Origin of the sequence: Zhengella mangrovi (genome assembly GCF_002727065.1) — a bacterium.
Classification (GTDB): Bacteria; Pseudomonadota; Alphaproteobacteria; order Rhizobiales; family Rhizobiaceae; genus Zhengella; species Zhengella mangrovi.
This window is the reverse complement of the sequence record NZ_PDVP01000009.1, coordinates 138,367-163,234: the sequence shown is the minus strand read 5'-3', so window position 1 is coordinate 163,234 and position 24,868 is coordinate 138,367. Positions and strand designations below refer to the sequence as shown.

General features: G+C 67.1%; 21 protein-coding genes and 1 riboswitch. Of the genes, 8 read left to right on the top strand and 13 right to left on the bottom strand.

The annotated features are described in order from the left end of the window. Positions 1-11: 11 nt before the first annotated feature. From gcvH to CSC94_RS15285, 5 genes are all read right to left on the bottom strand, one after another. Positions 12-380, bottom strand: coding sequence for a glycine cleavage system protein GcvH (gene gcvH / locus CSC94_RS15305; RefSeq protein ID WP_099307217.1), 369 nt, complete (start codon positions 378-380; stop codon positions 12-14). 5 nt (positions 381-385) lie between these two features. Next, positions 386-1,489, bottom strand: coding sequence for a glycine cleavage system aminomethyltransferase GcvT (gene gcvT / locus CSC94_RS15300; RefSeq protein ID WP_099307216.1), 1,104 nt, complete (start codon positions 1,487-1,489; stop codon positions 386-388). A 169-nt stretch (positions 1,490-1,658) separates the two neighbouring features. Beyond that, positions 1,659-1,752: riboswitch (glycine riboswitch) on the bottom strand. Positions 1,753-1,826: 74 nt separating this feature from the next. Further along, positions 1,827-2,636, bottom strand: coding sequence for a pyrroline-5-carboxylate reductase (gene proC, locus CSC94_RS15295; RefSeq protein ID WP_099307215.1), 810 nt, complete (start codon positions 2,634-2,636; stop codon positions 1,827-1,829). Between the two features lie 73 nt (positions 2,637-2,709). Then, entirely contained in the window at positions 2,710-4,020 is a 1,311-nt protein-coding gene (locus tag CSC94_RS15290; RefSeq protein WP_099307214.1) for an O-antigen ligase family protein, read from the bottom strand. Then, a complete protein-coding gene (locus tag CSC94_RS15285) occupies positions 3,989-4,972 on the bottom strand; it encodes a glycosyltransferase family 2 protein (protein WP_099307213.1) in 984 nt (327 codons plus the stop codon). The genes CSC94_RS15290 and CSC94_RS15285 overlap by 32 nt, the downstream gene beginning before the upstream one ends. Positions 4,973-5,284: 312 nt before the next feature. Between CSC94_RS15285 and CSC94_RS15280 the strand changes: the two genes are divergently transcribed. Genes CSC94_RS15280 through CSC94_RS15270 form a run of 3 tightly spaced genes read left to right on the top strand, consistent with a single transcriptional unit; the run spans position 5,285 to position 8,125 of the window. Then, positions 5,285-6,460 (top strand): glycosyltransferase, encoded by a 1,176-nt coding sequence (locus CSC94_RS15280; protein ID WP_099307262.1) that lies wholly within the window; start codon positions 5,285-5,287, stop codon positions 6,458-6,460. Beyond that, complete coding sequence (locus tag CSC94_RS15275) at positions 6,457-7,236, top strand: WecB/TagA/CpsF family glycosyltransferase (RefSeq protein WP_099307212.1); 780 nt, start codon at positions 6,457-6,459, stop codon at positions 7,234-7,236. Before CSC94_RS15280 ends, CSC94_RS15275 begins: the two co-directional genes overlap by 4 nt. After that, positions 7,226-8,125, top strand: a complete 900-nt coding sequence (locus CSC94_RS15270) for a DUF6492 family protein (protein WP_099307211.1) — start codon at positions 7,226-7,228, stop codon at positions 8,123-8,125. Before CSC94_RS15275 ends, CSC94_RS15270 begins: the two co-directional genes overlap by 11 nt. A gap of 12 nt (positions 8,126-8,137) precedes the next feature. On the opposite strand, the gene CSC94_RS15265 is transcribed toward CSC94_RS15270, so the two are convergent. Beyond that, entirely contained in the window at positions 8,138-9,451 is a 1,314-nt protein-coding gene (locus CSC94_RS15265) for a lipopolysaccharide biosynthesis protein (RefSeq protein WP_245408374.1), read from the bottom strand. A gap of 176 nt (positions 9,452-9,627) precedes the next feature. Between CSC94_RS15265 and CSC94_RS15260 the strand changes: the two genes are divergently transcribed. Beyond that, complete coding sequence (locus CSC94_RS15260; RefSeq protein WP_245408373.1) at positions 9,628-12,021, top strand: GumC family protein; 2,394 nt, start codon at positions 9,628-9,630, stop codon at positions 12,019-12,021. 101 nt (positions 12,022-12,122) lie between these two features. Then, a complete protein-coding gene (folD, locus tag CSC94_RS15255; RefSeq protein ID WP_099307210.1) occupies positions 12,123-13,022 on the top strand; it encodes a bifunctional methylenetetrahydrofolate dehydrogenase/methenyltetrahydrofolate cyclohydrolase FolD in 900 nt (299 codons plus the stop codon). Positions 13,023-13,082: 60 nt separating this feature from the next. Here folD and mntR read toward each other — a convergent pair whose 3' ends face one another. From mntR to zwf, 5 genes are all read right to left on the bottom strand, one after another. Beyond that, positions 13,083-13,520 carry a manganese-binding transcriptional regulator MntR gene (gene mntR, locus CSC94_RS15250; protein ID WP_099307209.1) on the bottom strand — a complete coding sequence of 146 codons (438 nt, stop codon included), beginning with the start codon at positions 13,518-13,520 and terminating at the stop codon, positions 13,083-13,085. A 179-nt stretch (positions 13,521-13,699) separates the two neighbouring features. Further along, on the bottom strand, positions 13,700-14,302 hold the full coding sequence (locus CSC94_RS15245; protein WP_099307208.1) for a hypothetical protein: 603 nt from the start codon (positions 14,300-14,302) through the stop codon (positions 13,700-13,702). Positions 14,303-14,488: 186 nt separating this feature from the next. Continuing rightward, on the bottom strand, positions 14,489-16,309 hold the full coding sequence (gene edd / locus CSC94_RS15240; RefSeq protein ID WP_099307207.1) for a phosphogluconate dehydratase: 1,821 nt from the start codon (positions 16,307-16,309) through the stop codon (positions 14,489-14,491). Between the two features lie 4 nt (positions 16,310-16,313). Next, the gene (pgl, locus tag CSC94_RS15235; RefSeq protein WP_099307206.1) at positions 16,314-17,063 is read right to left on the bottom strand and encodes a 6-phosphogluconolactonase; all 750 of its coding nucleotides are present in this window, start codon (positions 17,061-17,063) and stop codon (positions 16,314-16,316) included. Beyond that, complete coding sequence (gene zwf / locus CSC94_RS15230) at positions 17,045-18,517, bottom strand: glucose-6-phosphate dehydrogenase (protein WP_099307205.1); 1,473 nt, start codon at positions 18,515-18,517, stop codon at positions 17,045-17,047. The genes pgl and zwf overlap by 19 nt, the downstream gene beginning before the upstream one ends. Before the next feature lie 180 nt (positions 18,518-18,697). On the opposite strand from zwf, the gene CSC94_RS15225 reads away from it, so the two are divergent. The 3 genes from CSC94_RS15225 to CSC94_RS15215 are packed head-to-tail and all read left to right on the top strand — an operon-like array spanning position 18,698 to position 22,095. Next, complete coding sequence (locus tag CSC94_RS15225) at positions 18,698-20,173, top strand: aldehyde dehydrogenase family protein (RefSeq protein WP_099307204.1); 1,476 nt, start codon at positions 18,698-18,700, stop codon at positions 20,171-20,173. A gap of 31 nt (positions 20,174-20,204) precedes the next feature. Beyond that, positions 20,205-20,954, top strand: a complete 750-nt coding sequence (locus CSC94_RS15220; protein WP_099307203.1) for an SDR family oxidoreductase — start codon at positions 20,205-20,207, stop codon at positions 20,952-20,954. Between the two features lie 22 nt (positions 20,955-20,976). After that, entirely contained in the window at positions 20,977-22,095 is a 1,119-nt protein-coding gene (locus tag CSC94_RS15215) for a beta-ketoacyl-ACP synthase III (RefSeq protein ID WP_099307259.1), read from the top strand. Between the two features lie 18 nt (positions 22,096-22,113). Here the strand turns inward: CSC94_RS15215 and CSC94_RS15210 are convergent, their stop codons facing one another. Both CSC94_RS15210 and CSC94_RS15205 read right to left on the bottom strand, forming a co-directional pair. Beyond that, entirely contained in the window at positions 22,114-23,400 is a 1,287-nt protein-coding gene (locus CSC94_RS15210; RefSeq protein WP_099307202.1) for an NAD(P)/FAD-dependent oxidoreductase, read from the bottom strand. A 15-nt stretch (positions 23,401-23,415) separates the two neighbouring features. Further along, the gene (locus CSC94_RS15205) at positions 23,416-24,825 is read right to left on the bottom strand and encodes a glutamine synthetase family protein (protein WP_425356525.1); all 1,410 of its coding nucleotides are present in this window, start codon (positions 24,823-24,825) and stop codon (positions 23,416-23,418) included. Positions 24,826-24,868 lie beyond the last annotated feature (43 nt).

The following is a 24,868-nucleotide window of genomic DNA, read 5'->3' as shown; positions in this document are numbered from 1 at the left end:
GGGAGGCTCCTTCAGCCGATCATCGCGAGGTAGGCGGCTTCGTCCATGAGGCCGTCGAGCTGGCCTGCATCGGCCAGCGTCATCTTCCACAGCCAGCCCTCGCCCTCCGCCGCGCTGTTGACCAGTTCCGGTTGCGAGGACAGGGCGTCGTTCACCGCGGTGATCTCCCCGTCAGCCGGCGCGTAGACGTCCGAGGCCGCCTTGACGGATTCGACGACCACCGCCGCATCGCCCTTTGAAACGGACTTGCCCGTTTCCGGCAGTTCGACGAACACGAGGTCGCCAAGCTGTTCCTGGGCATGGTTGGTAATGCCTACCGTGGCGGTTCCGTCCTCGACACGGATCCACTCGTGGTCTTCGGTGTAATAGGTCTTGCTCATGGCGATCAGTCCTGCGTGCTGCGTTTCTGGATGAAGGGAAGCTTGACGACGGTCATGGGGACGGGCCTGCCGCGTACTTCCGCGATCACGGCCGTGCCGGGTCGCGAAAACGCCTTGGGCAGGTATCCCATGGAAACGGGGTGCCCGGCCGAAGGGCCGAAGCCGCCGGAGGTGACGGTGCCAAGCGGTTCGCCTTCGCCGGTGCCGAGCGGCGCGCCGGCGCGCACCGGCTGGCGCCCCTCGGGCACCAGCCCGACGCGCTTGCGTGCGGCACCCTCGGCAATGATGCGGGCGAGCGCCGGCGCACCGAAATAGTCTCCGCCGCCGCGCAGGTCCTTCGGGATGGCCCAAAGCAGGCCGGCGCTGACCGGGTCGGTCGCCTCGTCGAGATCCTGGCCGTAGAGGCAAAGCCCGGCCTCCAGCCGCAGGCTGTCGCGCGCTGCCAGGCCGATCCACGCCACCCGTTCGTCGCCGGCCAGCTTCCGCGCCAGCGCTTCCGCCTCGTCCGGCGGCATGGCGATCTCGAACCCGTCCTCGCCGGTATAGCCCGACCGGGTCAGGAACCAGCCGGCCCGCGGCTCCTTGCCGGACATGAAGGTCAGGCCGTCGACCGGCTCGCCGGCATCGCGCATCACCGCTGCGGCCATCGGGCCCTGCAGGGCGAGCAGCACCCGGTCGAGCGGCGTGACCGTGCAGTCGAACGGATCGGCGGCTTCACGCAGGCGGGCAAGATCGACCGCCGCGCGGGATGCATTCGCCACCACCATGAACCGCTGCGCGCCGAGCCGCGTGACGATCAGGTCGTCGATGATCCCGGCGGTCTCGTTGAGGAGGAACGTGTACTTGCTCTGCCCTTCGCCCATCGCGTCGGGCAGGAGAGGGCAGGCGCGCGCGATGGCACGCCCGGCTTCCGGCCCTTCCAGCAGCACCAGCCGCATGTGGGAAATGTCGAAAAGCCCGGCCTTCTCGCGCACGTGCAGGTGTTCCTGCAGCACGCCCATCGGGTAGCTCAGTGGCATGGACCAGCCGGCGAAGGCGCCGAACTTGGCACCGGCCGCCTCGTGCATGTCACGAAGGGGGAGGATATTCAGGTCATCGATTTCACCCACGGGCGACTCCTTGGCGACAGAATGCGTGGCCCGCCTTCAAGCGAAGGCAAAAGCCGCCCCTCTGTCGGAAGCCTGAGAGAATCGCGATACGGGAACCCTGTCCGCACCGCTTACACCGTCGGCGCAGTTCCCCTCATCTTCAGGGAAACTGACTTTCCAGAGCGCCTTGACCTGTCCGCGGTTCTTTTGCCTGAGAGATTTCGGGCGATTTCCCCTTCGGCGGTTTCCCCGTTACCAGGAAAACTCTCTCCCGCCAGACAGACCGGTCTTTCGACCGTGAGCATTTTTGAACCTAGGGCGATTCCGCCCGCTTGTCACCCGTGATCGTGAGGGATTCTCACGACCCCAGTTCGACGGATCGCAAACGGGCCGCCTCGACGGCCTCTTCCACCAGCATTTTCAAGCGGTTGTCGCCCATCAGGATGGCGAGCGCCGCTGCCGTCGTGCCGTTCGGGCTCGTCACCTGTTCGCGCAGCCGGCCCGGGGCCTCGCCGCTCTCGAAGGCCAGCCGGGCCGCGCCCAGCACCGTCTGGCGTGCCAGCAGGTCGGCGGTTTCGGCAGGCAGGCCGGCGCTGATGCCGGCCGCTGTCAGGGCCTCGATGAAATGGAACACATAGGCCGGGCCGGAGCCGGAAACCGCGGTCACCGCGTCCATCAGGTCTTCCGACGGAATGGCCGCGACGGCGCCGTTCTGCTTGAGCAGACCGTTAATCCCGTCCATCGCTGCGGGTGTGACCTTGGCATTCGCATAGGTGACCATCATGCCCTCGCCGATGGCGGCCGGCGTGTTGGGCATGCAACGCACGATGGCGGCACCCTCGCCGAGCAGCGATTGCAGCGTCGCGATCGTGGTGCCCGCGGCGATCGAGAGGAATGTCGCGCCCTGGTCGGCAAAGCGCCGGTAGGCCGGCGCCGCCTGGCCCATCACCTGCGGCTTGACCGCCAGGACGACGACATCGGCGGTCATGTCGCCGGGAATGTCGCCGGCGGCGGCAACGGCCGTCACGCCGTGGCCCGCGGCGCGCTCCCGCAGCGCCTCGGCAGGTTCGACCACGACGCAGTCCGCCGGCTTCAGCACGCCGCTGCCGAGCCACGCCTTGAGCATTGCAAAACCCATGTTGCCGCATCCGGCCATGATCACGCGCATGGAGGCCTCCTTGTCCCGTCTGTTGAGAGACTTCTTGGCAAAGTGCGCCCCGCTTGGCAATCGCCGAAGCGCGTCAGCCCTTCGACGGCAGGACGGTGCGGGCCGTCATGCGCAGCGCGAGCGTGGCGAAGATGACCAGCACCCAGACCGGGTCCTGGCGATGGAAGAAGAAGGTCTCGACGAAGGCGTTGAGCGTCGTGAACAGCAGCACCATCATCAGGAAGTCGGCGAAAAGCACGCTGTCTTTCAGCCGCGGCACCCGCATGTAATCGAACAGCGGCGCGATGTTGAACACGATGACCGCCGCTGCCAGGGCCGGCAGGCCCATCGCGATCGCGATGTCCATGTAGCCGTCATGCCCGTGCACGATGCCTCGGAAATCCCAGTCGGCATCGAAGGCCAGGTCCTGGCCGGCAAGGAAGTCCGTGCCCCAGAAGCTGGCGTAGCCGTAGCCCGTCCACGGCTTCTTCGCGATCATCTCGCCGCCGAAGGCCCACAGCGTCGTGCGGCCGGTATAGGTGAGGTCTGGCACGACGGCATGGGCCAGGTGCTTCAGCGTGTCGATGTAGACGATGCCGAGCGTTGCCAGTCCGAATGCGCACAGCGAGACGAGATAGCCGGCGATGACCATGCGGCGCATGCCGACGAGGTTGGGCACGATGACGAGCAGCATGGCCGCCGGGATCAGGCCGACCGTCGTCTTGGAACCGGTGTTCAGCACGAAGACGACCGCGGCCAGGACAATGGCGGCACCGGCCTTGCGCTCGCCGCGCCGCCACAGCCAGAGCCCGGCATAGGCGAGGCACGCCATCACCGGCCCGGCGATGTTCTTGTGGGCATAGATGCCGCGCCACATGCCGGCATGCTGGGCCTCGTAGCCCCCGGCACCGTGAATGGCCGCATCCGGCACGAGCACCAGCCCGGCATAGGAAAGCCCCAGCACGGCCAGGGCCGCACATTTCACCGCCGCCGACAGGCCGTCGAAACTGTGCGGCATCGACAGCGTGGCGACCAGTCCGAGCAGGATGATGATGGAAAACGAAGCGGCCCGCGCCGCGGCTGCCGGATCGGTGGCATGAAGGATCGACAGGGCGAAGAAGCCTAGCAGCAGGCCCCACCAGGGACTGGCGAGCGCGATCAGGCGGCGCGGATCTGAGAACAGCAGGAGGCAGGCGATGGCCAGCAGGCCGAGCGATCCGTAGCCGAGCTGGTTGACGAGATCGCCGCCGCCGTCCTGCGGACCGTCGCCGGGGTTGAGCGGCTTGAACGAGACCAGCAGCAGGGTGAGGATGACGGCCGCCAGCAGGGTGGCGAGCCGCGATCCGCTGAGCGCGAGCGGCGGCGCCCCGGCCTCAATTCTTTTCGGCGTGGCGATACTGTTCATTGGTATAGCCGAATTCCGCGATCACCCGCCCGATGCCGATCAGCACCGGGTAGAGGCCGGTCGAGACCGAGCCGGTCCGCCACAGGGCAGCGAGACCGCGCACCGGCGATGCGGCCAGGAGGGCCAGGCTGCGCGCCATCACCTTGACCCGGCCGAAGGGCTCGCCGGCGCGCTTGCCGCGTTCCACCAGCGAGGAAATGATGCCGTTGCGGATACCGCGGGCCCGGATCCAGTCGGCCTGCAGGCGCCGTGTCGGGATGGTTTCGCGAACCGGTGCCTCGGCGCACCAGGCCAAGCGGAACCCGGCCTGCCGGGCGCGGCTGAGGAAGTCGCTGTCGCCGCCGCCCATGAAGTTGAACCGCAGGTCCAGGAAGGGCGGCCCCATGGTTTCAAGGACGCGGCGCCCGAGCAGCAGGTTGCCGGACGAGTAGAGCGCCTCGACCACGCCGGTTTCGCCATGCGGCGGCCGGAACACCGGGTGGTGGCGCCAGGCGTCCAGCTCTGCGGATTCGAAGACCGGCACCTGTGGGCCGCCGACGATATCGGCCTCCAGCGCTTCGGCCGTCAGGCACATGCGCTCCAGCCAGTGCGGATCGGCGATCTCGTCGTCATCGATCACCAGCAGGTGCCGGAAGTCCGGGAAGATCTCAAGCGCGGTCGACCAGCCGGCGTTGTAGGCGCAGCAATTGCCCCGCTCGTGCGCGATGAGAACGAGGCCTGTCACCGAACCGGCCGAAAACAGCGGCATGGCCGCTGCCGCGCCCTGCCGTGCTTCCGCATCGTTCTCCATCACGATCACCGCAACGGCCCGCTCGGTTTTCTGACCGGCGACAGAGGCAAGGGTCGCGAGCAGGTGCTCGGGCCGCTTGTAGGTGGGAATCGTCACGACGGCATCGATCCCGGCCGGCTGGAGGCCGGGAGAGCGGCTGACGATGGAAATCGCGTCTTTCATGGGCAGGGGGCACCATTCGATCGGATGGCCGATCCTGCCAATCCCCGATTAAGGTTCCGTTAAGCCTGTCTTTCCAAATCCCGGCTTTCAGCCGTTCCCGCCTCAAAATTAAGTAGTGGCTTAAACATCGGGAAACGGCTTGTTCGTAGGGTTGAAGGTATATGCAAGCAAGAAATCCTGTTTGTTCTAGGAGGCGGTCTTCGTGCCAGGCATGGCGTTCCGGGAAAAGATAGAGACGGGGAGACCGTGCGCTGCGGCGCGCCCGTCGCCGGCCTGCTGCCTGCGCAGGCGCGGGAACGCCGGAGCTTGACCATGCACCTCGTCTTCGCCAGTTCCATCCTGCCCGGCGATGCGCCTGCGACGGGATACGAGATCGCCAATGCCGCGATCCTCTCGGCGCTGCGCAGGGCAGGGGTGAAGGTGACGGCCCTGGGCTATTGCCTGCCGGGCAAGCGCCCGTGCCCGGATGCCGGCGCGATTGTCCTGGGCGAAATGGATGTTGCCACGGCCCACGCCTCGCGCTCCCGCAAGATGAAATGGATCGGCCAGGCTCTCGCCGGCGGAACCACGATTTCCTCGGCAAAGCTTCGTACCAACGGACCATCTGCCATTCGCGAGGCCCTCGACGCTATCGGTCCCTTCGATGCCTTTGTCCTCAACGCCATCCAGATGGCCGGCGCCTTTCCGGATATCTTCCTGTCCCGTCCCGGCCTGTTTGTCGCCCACAACGTCGAACACGTGTCCGCGATGCAGAATGCCGAGGCGGCCGAAAGCACCCTCCAGCGCTATTTCTACCGGCGCGAGGCGCGGATTCTCAAGGCGCTGGAAACCCGCTTCTGCCGCGACGCCGTCCGGGTCATCGCCCTGTCGGACAATGATGCCGGGATTCTGGCCGCCGGTGCCGGCCATGACCGGTTTTCCGTGCTGCCGCTCGTCACCCGCCAGGCGTTCGTCCCGCCCCGTCATGACGGATCCGAATTTGACGCGGCCCTTGTCGGAACCTGGACCTGGGAGCCGAACCGGATCGGCCTTGACTGGTTCCTGCGCCAGGTGACGCCGCATCTGCCTGACGATTTCACCGTGCGCATCGCCGGGTCGATGCCGCCCGGCGTCGATCCCGTTCACCCCGGCGTTCGCTTCGTCGGCTACGTCGAGGATGCGGCCGACTTCGTCTCCCGAGCCGCCATGGTGCCGCTCGTCGCCCGGGCGGGCACAGGCGTCCAGCTCAAGACGATCGAGACCTTCGAACTCGGTCTTCCCTCCGTCGCGACCGCGCTGGCGCTGCGCGGCATCCCGCATGTCCCGGAAAACTGCATCTCGACCGACGATCCGGCCGCCTTTGCCCGCGCAATGGTCGAGCAGGCCGCAAATCCGGTCCGCCTCGATGGCCGGCAGTTTCATGACCGCCAGCAGGCCGCGCTTGACGCGGTCATGGCCGATGTGCTTGCCGATCTCGCCCGCCGCCTCGAAACCAGGAGGGCGGCATGAACATCGTCAACCGGATTTTCAGCCGGCCGGTGAAGTCCATCGATATTCTCGGCCTGCCCGTGGCGGTTCTCACCTGGGAAGAAGGCATCGGCCTGCTGGACGAGATCGTCGAGACCGGACGGTTCACGCCCGTCAGCTTCCTCAACGCTCACAATGCCAATGTCGCGGTCGCCGATGACGAGTTCGCCGCCGCGATGCGCCGGTTCCTCGTCCTGCCGGACGGCATCGGCGTCGACATCGCTGCCAAGGCCATCCACGGCCATCCGTTCCCCGCGAACCTGAACGGAACCGATTTCATCCCCGGGTTCCTGAAGACGCGCGACAAGCCGCTCGTGGTCGGCCTGCTGGGAACGACCCGCGAGAATGTCGAGGCGGCTTGCCGCACGCTGCACAGCCTTGCGCCGCAGCACCGTTTTGAGGTCATCGGCGACGGCTTTTTCGACAGCGAAGGCGAGGTCCAGGTGCTCGAGCGCCTGAGGTCGGTTCGCCCGGATCTCCTGCTGGTGGCCATGGGCGTGCCGCGCCAGGAACTGTGGATCAGCGCCACGCTGAACGATGCGCACTGCACGGTGCCCGTCGGCGTCGGCGCCCTGCTCGATTTCCTTTCCGGCGCCGTGCCGCGCGCGCCGGTCTGGGTGCGCCGCCTGCGCATGGAATGGGTTTATCGCCTCTGCCAGGAGCCGGGCCGCCTCTGGCGGCGTTACATCCTGGGCAACCCGCTCTTTCTCTGGCGTGTCGCCCGCCAGATGCTGACGAAACCGGGTCATGGGCAGTGACCGGACGGTGACCGGCCCGCGCCGCACCGCGCTGGTCACGGCCAGCTACGCCGGCGATTTTGAGCGATGCCGCCTGCTGTGCGAGACGATCGACCGGCATGTGACCGGTGCGACCCGTCATCTCCTGCTCGTCTCCGGCCCCGATGTGCCGCTGTTCCGGCAACTCGAGGGGCCGCATCGCGAGGTCGTCAGCGAACGCGACATCCTGCCCGGCTGGCTGCATGACCTTCCCGATCCGCTGAGCGGCTTCCGCCGCCGTGTCTGGCTTTCGCGCCATACGGTGCCGCTGCGCGGATGGCACGTGCAGCAATTGCGCCGCATCGCGATCGCCGGCCATGTCGGCGAAGACGCGCTGTTCTATTGCGATTCCGATGCCGCTTTCCTGCGGCCGTTCGACTGCGCGACACTTTGGAAGGGCCCGCGCCTGCGCCTGTTCCGCCGCGACGGACGCCTGCTCGAATCCGGCCACGACGAGCAGCGGCAATGGGCGCGCAACGCTGCCCGCGCGCTGGCCGCCGGCACGGGCGATGGTCTGCCGCATGACTACATCGCGACCCTTGTCGCCTGGCGCGCCGACACGACGCGCGCCATGATGCAGCGCCTCGAGGCGGTCGCCGGGCGCCACTGGATCGCCGCTCTCGCAAGGACGCGCCGTTTCTCCGAATGCATGCTCTACGGGTGCCAGGCGGACTCGGTCGACGAAGGCCGCGATCATTTCCACGACGCAACCGAACTGTGCCGCATCTACTGGAAGGGGCCGCGCCTCGATACCGCGGGCATTCGCGACTTCGTCGCCGCTTGCGAGCCGGACCAGGTGGCTGTCGGGCTGCAATCCTTTGTCGGTATGGATATGGCCGATATCCGCAGGGCCTTGCATGGCGCGGACTGAACGCGCAACGGACTACATTGCTCGCGACGGCCGGGACAGCGCGGAATAGGTCAGCCCCAGCGAGACCAGGTAGAGGCCCAGGAAAGCCCAGGTCAGCCGCCCGATCAGCACCTCGGGCAGTGCGCCCGACGACAGGAACACCGTCAGCAGGGCTGCCTTGACGATGGCAAGAACCGCCAGGTTTCCAGCCCGCCGCATCGACTGGCCGCGCGCGTAGAGCAGTTCGGCGTGGTATTCCGTCAGGTTGCGGAACCCCGGGATGAAGAGCACCAGCACCAGGATGGGCGCGGCCTGCGCCACGTTGGCGCCAAGCAGATCCGGCCGGATCGCCAGCATCAGCGCGATGGCCGCCATGGCGGCAAGGGACACCGCGAAGATACCGGCTTCGAACCCGGCCTGCCGCGCGATCCCGCCCAGCGCGCCGCCGCGGCGCATGATCGACTGGACGAGCATCATGTTGAAGGTCCGGATCGGGATCGCGGTCAGGTCGACCAGCCGCATCACGATGGCGTAGAGACCGGCAAGCGACGGCCCGCCAAGACCGAGTACAAGGACCTTGTCCAGTTCCATCTGGAGATAGAACAGGACTTCCGCGCCGGCGACCGCGAGCGAATCCGACAGCCGCCGCCGGATCAGGCCGCGGTGAAACCGCAGCCGCTGGCGCGGATAGAACCATGCGACGGCGATGAGGAGTGTTGCCAGGTTGGCAGCGGCATACCAGGGGGCCCAGGCGTCAACCGTGGACCCGGCGGCGACAAGAAGGAAGCAGAGCGCAGCGAGCGCCCGCATGGCCGTTCCGAGAATGACAAGCGCCGCCGCACGGCCGAAACGGTTCATCCCGTTGTTGACGATGATGACGATTTCGGCGCTGCGCCAGACCAGGGATTCCGTGGCGATGACGAGTGCGAAGGGAAGCGGCCGCATGTCGCCGGCGAAGACGATCACGTAGACCACCGCCGCCGCCACAGCCAGCACGGGCAACGAGGCCGCCGTCATCGCCAGGTAGCCTCCGGTGTAGAGGCCGATCAGCCGCGGGCGCATGGTCGCAGCGCGGTAGAGCGGCGAGGAAAAGCCGAAGGCGACGAGGCGCGACAGGACCACGCCCATGGCCGAGGCCGTGGCGAACAGGCCGAATTCGGCGATGGTCAGCGTGTTGGCGAGGATGACGAAATAGGCGAGCGAGAACACCAGCCGGCCCACCGATCCGCTGATCGCCGACAGGTAACCGGCCGCGAGTTCGCGCCAGCCGGTCGGCAGGTGCCGCGCCAACAGGGCCGGCATCGACCGGCTGCTGGCATGACGGGCTGTTTCGGTCGCGCTATCCATGGAAATATCATACTATTCAAAGATTAAGACCGCGTGTGCGGCCGGCCCGCAAGGCCTGGGCATTTTGCCCGGGTCGGGGCGGTCAGGGCGGCGAAATTAACCTTTTGTTACCCATGGTTCTTTAGCATGCCTTAATAAATTCAGCGGTTCGCGAAAGCGTTTGAAACCGAGAGACCATGACCCGTCGCAACGCCAAGAACACTGTCCAGGCACGGTCGCTGTTGTCCATGGACGTTCCGGACGAACCGCGTGCGGCCGTGCGCGGCGACACGATGGACGTCCTGGCGGCCCGCTACAGGAAGGTTCGCGAACGCCGCGAGGCGAAGGTTGCCCCGCCGCCACCGCCGGAACCGGTCGTTCAGGAAACGCACCGCGATAGCCGAGACGACAGGCGCGAACGGCTCCTGGCGGAACGGCGGCAACGGCTGGAAGAGGATGCGCTCCTGCGCGATGTTGCGCTTCTGCGCGAGGATATCGAGTACCATCGCCAGGCGCTGCGCGATGAGGCCGGAGACCGGGAAGCGCCGCCAGACCCCGGGAAAGCCGCTCCCGGCACGAAGGCCCCCCGCCAGGACAGGGACAGGCTCCGGCCTCCTGCGGGACGCGGATCCCGGGATGCCGGCCAGGCGCCATGGCAACCGCTCATCGATCCGTCCGTTCTGGTCGATTCGGTCCTGCGCTCCAAACGGCTGATCGCCGGCACGACGCTGGCCGGCGCGCTCATCGGCGTTCTGGTCGCCCTGGCCACGCCCAGGCATTATGTCTCCACTGCCGAGGTTCTGGTCGACCCGCGCGACATCAAGGTCGCCGAGCGTGACCTGACCGGCGGCGGGCTGCCGTCCGATGCCACGCTCGCGATCATCGAGAACCAGGTCCGCGTGATGTATTCCGGCGACGTCCTGAAAAAGGTCGTCGACAAGCTCGACCTCGGCCGCGACAGCGAGTTCAACGGCGGCGCCGGCGGCTTCTCGATTGGCGGATTGATCGGGACGGTGCGGTCCCTCGTGTCGGGGCAGGGCGGCCCGTCCGGGCAGAACAGGACCGAGGCCCTGGCCGTCGAGAATCTCGCTCGCAGCCTCGACATCGAGCGCGGTGGCAAGACCTTCGTCATCAGCGTCAGTGCGCGAACGAGGGATCCGGAGAAATCGGCGCTCGTGGCCAACACGCTGGTCGACACCTATGTCGATGCCGCCGGCGACATCCAGTCGGGGACGGCCGGCCGGGCCGAGACCGAGATATCCTCGCGCCTGTCGGAACTGCGCAAGGGCGTGCAGAAGGCCGAGAAGGCCGTCGAGGATTACAAGGCGACGCATGACCTTGTGGACGCCCAGGGGCGGCTGATCTCCGACGACCAGATCGTCAAGATCAACGACCAGCTCTCCATCGCCAGGGCAAGGACCAGCGAACTGCAGGCCCGCGCCCGCAGCGCCCGCGCCATCGATGCCGGCACGGCCACGGCCACGACCCTGCCGGAGGACCTCAATTCCGCGGTCCTGTCGGAACTGCGGTCGCAATATGCCCGCCTTGCCCAGCAGGCGGCCGCGCTCTCCGTCCGCCTCGGGCCGCGCCACCCGGAACGCCAGGCGGTCGACGCCCAGTTGCAGGGCCTTCGCGGCCAGATCGCCGCCGAACTGCGCCGGATCGTCTCATCCCTCCAGGTCGACCTCAAGCGCGCCGTGGAGCAGGAACAGACCCTTGCCGCCCGCCTGGCCCAGGCCAAGGCCCGCCAGGCCGATATCTCCGACCGGCTGGTGGACCTGCGGGAACTGGAGCGAGAGGCCGCCGCCCAGCGCGCCGTCTACGAGAACTATCTCCTGCGCGCCCGCGACGCGGCCGAGCAGAAGGGACTCAACACTGCCAACATTTCGGTGATCTCCACCGCCACGCCGCCGCTCCTGGCCAGCGGGCCGTCGCGGGCGATGATCGCGCTCCTCCTGACCGGTCTGGGCTTCGTTGCCGGTATCGGCCTGGCGGCCCTGCGCGGTGCCCTTGCCAGCCTGCGCGGTCACCCGTTGGAGACGGACCTGCCGGAAGCGCCGCTGCCGGGCGGTGACGACGAGCCGGTCAATCCCGGGCCGGGACCGGGGCTGCGGCGCCCGGCGCCGGTTTACAGGCCCCTTGAAAGGCCTGGCCGCTATGCCGGCGAAGGCGGCCTTGCGCGCGCGGAAGCAAGCGCGGTTCGCCGCCCGGAGCCAGCAAGGAACGACACCCCGGCCGCGCCTTTGCCGCAACCGGGCCACGCAGTCCCCACGGCCACGGCGCCGTGGCCGGCGCCGCAAGGCCAGCCGTACCCCTTTCCCCCGGCCATCGCCATGCCCTGGAATGCGGTGCAGCCGGGCTGGAGCATGGTGCCCATGGGTCCCGCGCCGGTCTATCCCGGCCATTTTTGGCATGGCAGCCCATGGCCCGGTTCCGCGCCTTCGGCCCCCATGCCTCCGGACCATCCGGCGCGCCAGCCGGAGGACGAGCGACTGGAACAGGATATCGGCCAGCTGCGCTCCGCGCTGCGCGACCTGCGCCGCCGGGTCGACACGGCCAGCGCCGGCCGCCGCCATCGCCGGGCCTCCTGATCGTGGCTTGAAACGAAAGCCATGTGTCGCAATCGGGAGATGAAACCGCTCTCCGGAAGTGCTAACTGGCTCCCGCCAGGCAACATGAAGGACGGGCAGACATGGGAACCATCATCGACGGAAAGGCCGTTGCGGCCGATGTGGCGGCGAAGGTCAAGGCGGAGACCGCCAACCTGATCGCGAAGACCGGCGTGACGCCGGGCCTGGCCGTGGTCATCGTCGGCGAGGATCCGGCATCCAGGGTCTACGTGGCTTCCAAGTCCAAGCGCGCCAAGGAATGCGGATTCCACTCGGTTCAGCACGACCTGCCGGAGACCACTGCCGAAATCGACCTGCTGGCGCTGATTGCCGACCTGAACGCCGATCCGTCCATCCATGGCATCCTCGTCCAGCTTCCGCTTCCCGCCCACATCGACTCCGGCAAGGTCATCCAGGCGATCGACCCGGACAAGGACGTCGACGGCTTCCACTTCATCAATGTCGGCCGCCTCGCCACCGGCGAACTGGATCAGGCCTTCGTTCCCTGCACCCCGGCCGGCTCCATGATCCTGATCGAGCGGACCCTGGGCGCCGACCTGTCCGGCCTCAACGCCGTCGTCGTCGGCCGCTCCAACATCGTCGGCAAGCCGATGGCCAGCCTGCTGCTGGCCGCCAACTGCACGGTCACCATCGCCCACAGCCGGACGAAGGATCTGCCGGCGCTCTGCCGCACGGCTGATATCCTCGTCGCTGCCGTCGGCCGCCCGGAGATGGTCCGTGGCGACTGGGTCAAGCCCGGCGCGACGGTCATTGATGTCGGGATCAACCGCATCCCCGCCCCGGAGAAGGGCGAGGGCAAGACGCGCCTTGTCGGCGATGTCGCCTATGCCGAGGCCAGCGATGTCGCCAGCGCGATCACGCCGGTTCCGGGCGGTGTCGGTCCGATGACCATCTCCATGCTGATGGCCAACACGCTCACCTCCGCCTGCCGCAAGGCCGGCGTCGAGGTTCCCCGCTTCTGAGACTGGGAGCCGGACCGGGAAAGTGGAGGACGGCCTGGCATCAGGAATGTCGCAGGTTCCCTAGCCGCGGGCCTTCAGGAAGGCCTTGAAGGCTTCGAGCGTGCGTCGCGAAACGTGGTGCTCCATGCCTTCCGCGTCCATCTCCGCGGCATCCGCCGGCACGCCGACGGCGACCAGCAGGTCCACGACCACCCGGTGACGTTCGCGCGCCCGCGCCGCCATGGCGGTTCCGGCTTCGGTCAGGAAGACCCCGCGATAGGGCCGCGAGACGGCAAGTCCCTCGCGTTTGAGCCGCGCGATGGCCTTGGTGGCGGTCGGGTGAGTGACGCCCATGTGCCGGGCGATGTCCGTGGTCCGGGCTTCGCCGAACTCCGTCATCAGGTCGTCGATCAGTTCGGTATAGTCCTCGAGCAGGGCGCTGGCCTGCGCGGTGCGGGCGCGGCTGAAGCGCTTGGCGCCCTCGGAGGGATCCCTGTCCGTGTCGTTCTGATCGCCCATCGTGCCTGCCGTGGTTCGTCCGGGCCGGGGTTCGGCCGCAGACCGTGTTCAAGACGGGTCAAAAAGTACAGCCATGGCTATAAATTGCAAATGGCATTGTCTTTCCGTCCGGGCGGCGAAAGGTCGCCGTGCCCCGGGGAAGGATGCGCAACCGCTTGTCTTTGGAAAGGACGTTCCTGTCAGGCGGCTTCGTTGACCGAGTTGCCGTTGTCGCCGTCGCCTTCGGCGTCGCCTGTGATCGCCTTGTTGACCGACTGGATCGCCCATTTGCGGATCTGCTCTTCCAGTTCCGCGTTCTTGGCGCGCAGCCGCTCGACCTGCTGGTCGATTTGTTCCTTCTCGGCGGCGTGGATGGCGTCGAGCGCGGCCTTCAGGTCCTTGTTCTCGGCAACCAGCTTCTCGTAGTCCTGCCCCGTCATCATGTCGAGCGTGGTCTGGAACGACGACAGCCGCGCATTCATCTTGCTCTGCAGGTCCTGGAACTGCTCGGCCATCGCGCCGCCTTCTTCACCGCCCGCCACGGCCGCCGGTGCCTTGCCGCCCATGAAGATGGCCGCGAGCGATCCGACGAGGTAGAGCGGCACCAGCGCGATCGCGAAGCCTTCCACCATGTGCACGAGACCCATGTGCCCGACGTCGTAGAGCCCGGCAAGAAGCACGCCGCCGGAAACCACCGACAGGGCACCCAGGAGCTTCGGCAGGAGAGCCATGATGCCGCCGCCACCGCCGCCGGCCTTGCTCTTCTTGTCCTTTTCCGGCTTTGCAGGCTTCTTGGCTGCCATCGTGCAGTCTCCGTGCTCCCTGTGGGCGAAACGGGTCGCCCGGGCGGTCAGGATAGGTCGGACATGCTTGTGCCAAGCGCCGGACGGAGCGCAGCGCCTCATGCGCCGGCTGGAATGGCCCGTCCGCGCCAAAGGTTAATGAGTGAGGGCTAACGAATGGTAAACCTTTTCCCACTCCGCCGGCGGTCACCCGTCGAAAACGGTCGCGCCCGCGTCGGCCCGTCCCGCGACGCGCCGGAAGGCGGCGAAAAGCTCCCGCCCCATGCCGTGCTCGTTGCCCGAAAGGTCCGGCACCGTGGTTTCGCGGGCGGCCAGTTCCTCGGCCGGAACCAGCACGTTGAGCGTTCCTTCCACCGCATCCAGCGCGATCATGTCGCCGTCGCGGATCTTGCCGATCGGGCCGCCGTCGAGCGCCTCCGGCGTGACGTGGATGGCGGCCGGCACCTTGCCTGATGCCCCGGACATGCGCCCGTCCGTGACGAGCGCCACCTTGAAGCCCTTGTCCTGCAGCACGCCAAGCGGCGGCGTAAGCTTGTGCAACTCCGGCATGCCGTTCGCCTTCGGCCCCTGGTAGCGGATCACGGCCACGAAATCGCGGTTCAGCCTGCCCGCCTTGAACGCGACCTGGAGGTCTTCCTGGCTGTCGAAAACGATGGCCGGGGCCTCCACCACGTGGCGGTCCGGTTTCACGGCGGATACCTTGATGATCGCCTCGCCGAGATTGCCTTCCAGCAGGCACAGGCCGCCGGTCGGCTGAAAGGGCGCGGCCGCGGTGGACAGGACCTTGGCGTCATGGCTGGTCGCCGGCGCCCGCTCGCGCACCACCGTTCCGTTGTCGCCGAGCCGCGGTTCGATCACGTAGGCGTCCAGCCCCTGGCCCCAGACCGTCTGCACGTCATCGTGCAGCAGCCCGGCCGACAGCAGCTGTCCGATGAGGTAGCCCATGCCGCCGGCGGCATGGAAGTGGTTCACGTCGGCCAGCCCGTTGGGATAGACCCTCGCCAGCAGCGGCGTGACGTCCGAGATGTCGGAAATGTCCTGCCACGTCAGCTTGATGCCGGCCGCCGCGGCCATCGCGATCAGGTGGATCGTGTGGTTGGTCGATCCACCCGTCGCATTCAGGCCGACCACGCCGTTGACGATCGAACGCTCGTCGATCATGCGCCCGACCGGCGTGAATTCGTTGCCGAGCCGCGTGATGGCGAGCGCGCGCCTGGCCGCTTCGCGCGTCAGCGCGTCGCGCAGCGGCGTGCCGGGATTGATGAAGGAGGAGCCCGGCGTGTGCAGGCCCATGATCTCCATCAGCATCTGGTTGGAATTGGCCGTGCCGTAGAAGGTGCAGGTGCCGGGTCCGTGGTAGGATTTCGATTCCGCTTCCAGCAGTTCTTCGCGGCCCACCTTGCCCTCAGCATGGAGCTGGCGCACCCGCGCCTTCTCGTCGTTGGCCAGGCCGGAGGTCATCGGGCCGGCCGGGACGAAGATGCAGGGCAGGTGGCCGAAGGTCAGCGCCGCGATGGTCAGCCCGGGCACGATCTTGTCACAGACACCGAGGAAGACGGCCGCGTCGAACATGTTGTGCGACAGGCCGACCGCCGCCGACATGGCGATGACGTCGCGCGAGAAAAGCGACAGTTCCATGCCGGGCTGGCCCTGGGTCACACCGTCGCACATGGCCGGCACCCCGCCGGCGACCTGCGCCACGCCGCCGGCTTCCCGTGCCGCTTCGCGGATCAGTGCCGGGTAGGTCTCGAACGGCTGGTGCGCCGACAGCATGTCGTTGTAGGCCGTGATGATGCCGAGGTTCGGCACCACGTCCCCGGCCAGGGCCGCCTTGTCGGCGACCCCGCAGGCGGCAAAGCCATGCGCCAGGTTGGCGCAGCCCAGAACGGAGCGGTGGACACCCTGGTCGGCGGCCGCGTCGAGGCGCGCCAGGTAGGCCTCCCGCCCGGGCCGGGAGCGCTCGCGGATGCGGTCGGTCACGGTTTGGATCGTCTGGGCAGCAGTCATGGTGTCAGGCCTTTCCGCCCGGCGACCAGTAGATCTGCACGGGCGATTTCGCGTGTTCGAAAATGGCGGCGATGGGCAGCCCGCTTTCGGCGCCGGTTTCGGTCGCCTTGAGCAGGACGTCCTTCTTCTCCAGTCCCTCGATATGCAGGACGAGCAGCGAGGTTCCGGTCAGCGCAGCCAGGTTCCAGGTCAGGCGGTCCTCGTCGGCGCTCTGCGCATGCACCGGGCGCACGGCCGGCTCGGCCGCCGGATCGAGCAGGCTCTTCAGTTCGGCCGCATCCGGGAAGAAGGAGGCCGTATGGCCATCCGTTCCCATGCCGAGTACGACCACGTCGAAGGGCGGCGGGATCATGTGCATCAGCCGTGCGTTCGCCGCCAGCGCGGCCTGCTCCACCGTGTCCTGCGCTTCGTAGAGCCCTTCGAAGCAGGCGCGTGCCGCGGCCTTCTGCAGCAGGCGCATGGTCACCAGCTTGGCGTTGGAACGGTTGGACGACATCGGCACGAAGCGCTCGTCCACCAGCGTCACGGTGACCTTGTTCCAGGCGATCGGTTCGTCGGCCAGGCAGTCGAAGAAGCGGGCCGGCGTGGATCCGCCGGAGACGGCCAGCGTGGCGTGGCCGTTCTGCTCGACCGCCAGCGACAGGACACCGGCAACGCGGCGTGCCAGCGTGCGCGCCAGCGCATCCGGCCCGGCGAACTCGTGCCAGCTCTTGCCCGCCGGCGGGGATGATTCGGCTAGATGCTCTCGTGCCATGTGCGTGCGTCCCTTTCGATGAGGCCGATCGAGGCCGATGGCCCCCACGTGCCCGCGGTATAGCCATGCACGTCGTCGGGCCGGTCCGCCCAGGCTTCCAGGATCGGGTCGATCCAGCGCCATGCGGCCTCCACCTCGTCGCGCCGCATGAACAGCGTCTGGTTGCCGCGCACGACATCCATCACCAGCCGTTCATAGGCATCAGGATGACGGACATTGAAGGATTGCGCAAAGCTCATGTCGAGGGGAACGTGGCGAAGCCGCATCCCTCCCGGACCCGGATCCTTGATCATGATCCACTGCTTCACGCCCTCGTCCGGCTGCAGCCGGATGACCAGCTGGTTGGCATGCACGATCCCGGCCGCCGGCTCGAAGATGGAATGGGGAACCGGCTTGAACTGCACCACGATTTCCGACACCCGCGAGGCCAGGCGCTTGCCGGTGCGCAGGTAGAAGGGCACGCCCGCCCAGCGCCAGTTGGCGATTTCCGCCTTGATCGCGACGAAGGTTTCCGTCGTGCTCCCGGGGTCGCCGAGTTCCTCCAGGTAGCCGGACACCGCCCCGCCGGACGAGGCGCCCGCGCGGTACTGCCCGCGCACGGTGTGCCGGCTCACGTCGACGCCGTCCAGCGGCACCAGCGAACGCAGGACCTTGAGCTTCTCGTCGCGCATCGAATCGGCGTCGATGGAGGACGGCGGCTCCATGGCCACCAGGCAGAGAAGCTGCATCAGGTGGTTCTGCACCATGTCGCGCAGGGCGCCGGCCTTGTCGTAATAGCCCGCGCGCTGCTCCAGCCCCACGCTTTCGGCCACCGTGATCTGTACGTGGTCGATATGCGCCGAGTTCCAAAGCGGCTCGTAGAGCGCGTTGGCAAAGCGCAGTGCCATCAGGTTCTGGACCGTCTCCTTGCCGAGATAGTGGTCGATGCGGAAGATCTGGCTTTCGCTGAAGACCGATCCGATCGTGTCGTTGAGCGCGCGCGCCGAGGCGAGGTCGCGCCCGATCGGCTTTTCCACGACGATCCGCGTCTTCTCGTTGGCCAGCCCGTAGTCCTTGATGTGCTGGGCGATGTGGCCGAACAGGGAGGGGCCGACGGCCAGGTAGAAGGCGCGGATGCGGTCCGGTTCGCCTAGCCGGGCGGCCAGTTCCTGCCAGCCGTTGCTGCCCGTGGCATCCACCGGGACGTAGGAGATACGCTCCAGGAAGCGGGCGATCTCCGCCTCGTCCCTTTCCTTCTCGCCGACGAACTGTTCCAGCGCGCGCCGGGCATGGGCGCGGAACTCATCGTCGCTCATCGCGGAGCGCGACGCGCCGATGATTCGGCTTGGCTCGGAAAACTGTCCGTCGCGCTGCCGCTGGTAGAGGGCCGGCAGCAGCTTGCGCTCGGCAAGGTCGCCCGTGGCGCCGAAGATGACGAAGTCGAAAGGATCGACGGGAATGATCGTGCTGGTCATGATGGTCCGCTCGTGAACACTGGTTTCTCTATAATCTAATCGATTTAAAAAGAACAGACCCCGGCGCAGGGAAATTCCCTCCGGGCAGATGCGCCGCCTTGGCTTGACAGGCCGGGGGCAAGGGTTTCAAGTCGCTCGCTCACGGCCGGGAGGACCGGCCGCCATGACGGGAGGTTACAGATGGGCGCCCATTCCGCAACGACGGTCGCAGAAGGCATCGCGTTCATGAACATCATCGACGGGAAACGTGTCGATGCCGTGTCGGGAGAGCGCATCGACGTGGTCTGCCCCTCCGACGGAAAGCCGTTCGCCACCATTCCGGCATCCGGCGAGACCGATGTCGATCGCGCCGTGGCGGCGGCCCGCAGGGCCTTCGACCAGGGGCCGTGGAGCCGCATGCCCGCCGTCGAGCGCGGCCGCCTGCTGACGCGCCTCTTCCACCTCGTCGAGCAAAACGGCGATGAACTGGCGGCCATGGAAAGTCGCGACACGGGCAAGCCGGTGCGCCAGGGCAAGGCCGACGTCACCGCCACCATGCGCTACTATGAATTCTACGGCGGGGCCGGCGACAAGATTCACGGCGACACCATCCCGTTTCTCGACGGCTACACGGCACTGACTCTGCGCGAGCCGCACGGCGTCGTGGCCGGCATCATCCCGTGGAACTACCCGCTGCAGATCATGGCCCGCGTCGCCGGCGCGGCGCTCGCCATGGGCAACACGCTGGTCATCAAGCCGGCCGAGGATGCCTCCATGACGGCGATCCGCATCGCCGAACTGGCACTGGAGGCGGGCTTCCCCGAAGGCGTCTTCAACGTCGTCACCGGCTATGGCCACACCGCCGGCGCGGCGCTCTCGGGCCATCCCGGCGTCGATTACGTCACTTTTACCGGCTCGACGCTGACCGGCACGCGCATCCAGCAGGCCGCCGCCGTCAATAATCGCGGTGTGACCATGGAACTGGGCGGCAAGTCGCCGCAGATCGTCTTCGCCGACGCCAACCTCGAAGCCGCGCTGCCGGTGCTCGTCAACGCCATCATCCAGAATGGCGGCCAGACATGCTCGGCCGGCAGCCGCATCCTGATCGAGAAACCGGTCTACGAACAGGTCGCCGCGGCGCTGGCCGCGCGGTTCGCCGCACTGGTCGCCGGACCGCACGAGGCCGACCTCGACCTCGGGCCGATGATCAACGCCAGGCAGCGTGACCGGGTGGCCGGCTTCATCGCCGCCGCCGAGGAGGCCGGCGTGCCGGTGCTTGCCCGGGGCACCGTGTCGCCCGATGCGCCCGCCGGCGGCTATTACACGGCGCCGGCCCTGTTCGGCACGGTCGATCCGCATGCCGCCGTCGCCCAGGAAGAGGTCTTCGGCCCGGTCCTGTCGCTGTTCGCCTTCGACGGCGAGGAAGAGGCAATCCGCCTGGCCAACAGCACGGAGTACGGACTTGTGGCGGGCGTCTGGACCGCCGATGGCGGCCGCCAGCACCGTGTCGCCAAGCGGGTCCGTGCCGGTCAGGTCTTCGTCAATGGTTATGGCGCCGGCGGCGGTATCGAGCTGCCCTTCGGCGGCTTCAAGAAATCGGGCCACGGTCGTGAAAAGGGCTTCGAGGCCCTCTACGACATGTCGGCCACCAAGACGATCGTGTTCAATCACGGCTGAGACAAAAGAGTTAATCGGGAAGGAGACATCCATGGGGCGCCTGCAGGACAAGGTCGCGATCATCACCGGCGGTGCGTCGGGTTTCGGCGAGGGCATGGCCAAGCGCTTCGCCGAGGAGGGCGCGAAGGTCGTCGTTGCCGACCTCAATGCCAAGGGCGCCCAGCGTGTTGCCGCCGAGATCGGCGATGCCGCGATCCCGTTCACCGTCGACGTGGCGCTGCGTGACGAGATCGAGGCCATGGTCAACGCGGCGATGGATGCCTTCGGCCGCATCGACATCATGGTGAACAACGCCGGCTTCACCCACAAGAACGGCAGCATGCTCGACGTCGACGAGGATACCTTCGACCTGATCACCGCCGTCAACATGAAGGCGATCTTTCACGCCACCCAGCTTGTCGTGCCGATCATGGAGCGCCAGGGCGGCGGGTCCATCATCACCACGGCATCGACGGCCGGCCTGCGCCCGCGCCCGAACCTCACCTGGTACAATGCGTCCAAGGGCTGGGCCATCACCGCGACCAAGTCGATGGCCGTCGAGCTCGCGCCGAAGAAGATCCGCGTCAATGCACTGTGCCCGGTGGCCGGCGAAACCGCCATGCTGGCTTCCTTCATGGGCGAGGACACGCCCGAGATCCGCGAGAAATTCCGCTCCGTCATTCCGCTCGGCCGCTTCTCGACCCCGCTGGACATTGCCAATGCTGCGCTCTGGCTCGCCTCCGACGAGGCCGGCTTCATCACCGGCGTCGCGCTGGAAGTCGATGGCGGCCGCTGCGTCTGACGCGGCGACAAGGATGAAGCCCATGACCGCAGTCGCCATCACCGGCACCGGCGTCTTCACGCCGGAAGCCACCATCACCAATGAAGAGCTGGTCGCCTCGTTCAACGAATATGCCCGCCGCTTCAATGCCGCCAACGCCGCGGCCATTGCCAGCGGCGAGGTCGCGGCCAAGCCCATGTCGAGCGAGGAGTTCATCCTCAAGGCGTCCGGGATCGAGCGGCGCCACGTCATGGAAAAGGACGGCGTGCTGGATCCCGGCCGCATGTACCCGCGCCTCGCCCCGCGCAGCGACGACGACCTGTCGATCATGGCCGAGATCGCGCTCGATGCCGCCCGCCAGGCACTGGCCATGGCCGGCCGCCTGCCGGAAGACGTCGATGCCGTCATCTGTGCCGCGTCGAACCATGAGCGCGCCTACCCGGCCATCGCTATCGAGATCCAGCAGGCGCTCGGCATTGGCGGCTTTGCCTTCGACATGAACGTCGCCTGTTCGTCGGCCACCTTCGGCATCCAGGCCGCCGCCGACATGATCCGTTCCGGCTCGGCCCGGGCCATCCTCATGGTCAACCCCGAGATCACCTCCGGTCACCTGGAATGGCGCGATCGCGACTGCCATTTCATCTTCGGCGATGTCTGCACGGCGGTCCTGCTCGAGCGTGCCGACGCGGCCAGGAACGGCGGCTGGGAGATCGTCTCGACCCGCTGCCGCACGATGTTTTCCAACAACATCCGCAACAACAACGGCTTCCTGCGCCCCACCCACGACCAGATGGAAGACCGCCGCGACATGCGCTTCTACCAGGAAGGCCGCAAGGTCTTCAAACAGGTCGTGCCCTGGGTGTCGGAGATGATGCTGTCCCACCTGGCGGACGAGGCCATCGCGCCGGATGCCCTGTCGCGGCTCTGGCTGCACCAGGCCAACAAGGGCATGAACGACCTCATCGGCCAGAAGGTGCTAGGCCGCGTGCCGGATCCCGGCGAGCAGCCCAACATCCTCCAGGACTATGCCAACACCTCGTCGGCCGGCTCCATCATCGCTTTCGCCCAGAACAACGAGGACCTGCCACGGGGAAGCCTTGGCGTGATCTGCTCCTTCGGCGCGGGCTATTCGGCCGGGTCGGTGATCGTCCGCCGTCTTTGAACCTGGGCCTGGCCGCGTTCAGATCCGGTCGAGCATCGAGAACCAGGTCATGGCGGCCAGCAGCAGCGGCTTGCGGAACATGCGGCCGCCGGGGAAAGGCGGGACTTTCAGGTCGCGGTAGTAGCGCAGACGGTCGTCCTTGCCGGCCACGGCCTCGGCGTAGAGCCGCCCGGTGTGGTTCGACAGCAGCACGCCATGCCCCGAGAAGCCGCCGATGGCCGTCACGCCGGGCATGACGTCGCGCACGAAGGGCTTGCGCGGAATGGTGATTCCGACCGAGCCGCCCCAGGCGTGGGTGATTTCCACGTCGGCGAGCCCGGGATAGATCTCGGCGATCTGCTTGCGAACATGGGTCGAGATGTCCTTCGGCTCTTCCGCGGTGTAGGCCTCGCGGCCGCCGAACAGCAGCCGTCCGTCGCGCGACTTGCGGAAATAGCGCACGACGAAGCGTGAATCGTCCACGCTCTCGCTGCCCGGGATCACCGGCGTATCGTCGCCAAGCGGCACCGTGGCACCGATGAAGGAACGGATCGGCATGATATGCGACGCCGAGACCGGCTCCAGCGTTTCGCCATAGGCGTTGGTGGCAAGCAGGCAGCGCTCGGCCCGGATGGTGCCGCCCGGAACCGTCACCACCACCTTGCCGCCTTCGCGGCCGATCGAAAGGGCCGGAGTGTTCTCGTGGATTGCCGCGCCGGCCTGCGCTGCCGCCCGCGCGGTGCCGATCACCAGCTTGAGCGGGTGGATATGCCCTGTTCCCGTGTCTCGGATGCCGCCGTGATAGCGGGTCGAACCCAGCCGTTCGGCCGTCTCGGCCTTGTCCATGTAGCGGATGTGCGGATAGTCGAACCGCTCGGCCATGAGGTCGGCATGGGCACGGTAGTCGTCGAGGTAGCGCGGCTTGTGCACCACCGACATCTGCCCCGGCATGTATTCCATGTCGATCTGGTGAATGCGGGTGAAGTCGTGCAGATGCGTCTTGGCGTCCTCGGCGATGGCAAACAGGGCGCGCGCGCGTTCAAGCCCGATCTCGCCCTCAAGTTCCTCCGCCCAGGCCCGCTGGCCGGTGCCGAGTTGCCCGCCGTTTCGTCCCGACGCCCCGTCGCCGACCCGATGACCCTCGATCAGGATGCAGCCGATGCCGTCGCTGGCCAGTTGCACTGCCGCCGACAACCCGGTGAAGCCTCCGCCGATCACCAGGACGTCGGTGGCATGATCACCCTTCAGGGCCGGCCAGTCCGGCCGGTCGCCGGCCGTTGCCTCGTACCAGGAAAGACCTGGCGAGATCGCACTCATGTGAACCATGGACGTGAAATCCGTTCAGACGTTGAGCAGGAGGAACTCGCGTTCCCAGGGGCTGATCACCTGCATGAAGGTCTCGAACTCGCCGCGCTTGATCGCCGCATAGGTGCCCACGAAACCGGCACCCAGCATGTCGATCAGGTCGTTGTCGGCCTCGAACAGCGACGTTGCCTCGATCAGGCCGCGCGGCAGTTCGATATCCGCTTCGTTGGCCGTGTGGCCGGCCGGCTCCTTCGGCTTGATCTTCTGCTTCATCCCGATCAGCCCGCAGGCGAGCGAGGCCGCCAGCGCCAGGTAGGGATTGGCATCGGAAGACGGAATGCGGTTCTCCACCCGGCGCGCCGCCGGGTCCGAACGCGGGATGCGGAACGCCGTCGTGCGGTTGTCATAGCCCCATTCCACGTTCACCGGCGCCGTCACGGCCTTGGTCAGCCGGCGGTAGGAATTCACGTAGGGCGCGAACATCACCAGCGCATTCGGGACGTGCTTCTGCATGCCGCCGATGAAATGGAAGAACGCCTCGCTTTCCGAGCCGTCGTCGCTGGTGAAGATGTTGCGGCCGGTCTTCTTGTCGATGATCGACTGGTGGATATGCATCGCCGAACCGGGCTGGCCCTGGATCGGCTTGGCCATGAAGGTGGCATACATGTCGTGCTTCAGGGCCGCTTCGCGGATCGTCCGCTTGAACATGAAAACCTGGTCGGCCAGTTCCACCGGGTCGCCGTGGCGCAGGTTGATTTCCAGCTGGCCCGCGCCTTCCTCGTGGATCAGCGTGTCGATCTCCAGCCCCTGGCCCTCGGAGAAATGGTAGATGTCGTCGATCAGTTCGTCGAACTCGTTGATGCCGGCGATGGAATAGCCCTGTCCGCCGCCGATCGGCCGGCCCGACCGTCCCAGCGGCGGGACCAGCGGATAATCCGGATCGGTGTTCTTGGAGACGAGGTAGAACTCGATCTCCGGCGCGACCACCGGCTTCAGTCCGAGCTTGTCATAGGCCCGGATAACCCGCTTGAGCACGTTGCGCGGCGTGAATTCCACCTCGCGTCCGTCCTGGTGCACCATGTCGCAGATCACCTGCGCCGTCGGGTCGCTTTCCCAGGGCACGACCGCGAGCGTCGACAGGTCCGGCATCAGCTTGAGGTCGCCGTCGTCCTCCGGATACTGGAAGGTCTCGCTTTCCTCCGGGTAGTCGCCCGAAATCGTCGTCATGAAGATGGCCGAGGGCAGGGCCAGCGACGTGTTGGAGGTGAATTTCTTCGACGGCATCATCTTGCCGCGGGCAACCCCGGCCTGGTCAGGCGTGATGCACTCGATGTCCTCGATGCCGCGCCAGTCGAGCCAGGCGTTGACCTCTTTCCAGTTCTTGACGCCGCGCAGATTCTTGACGAATTTCGGCACGCGGGCGCGCTGCGCCGACGTGTTCCTCACGTCCCTTTTTTCGGAAGCCATGCATCACCGGTTCGTTTGCGAT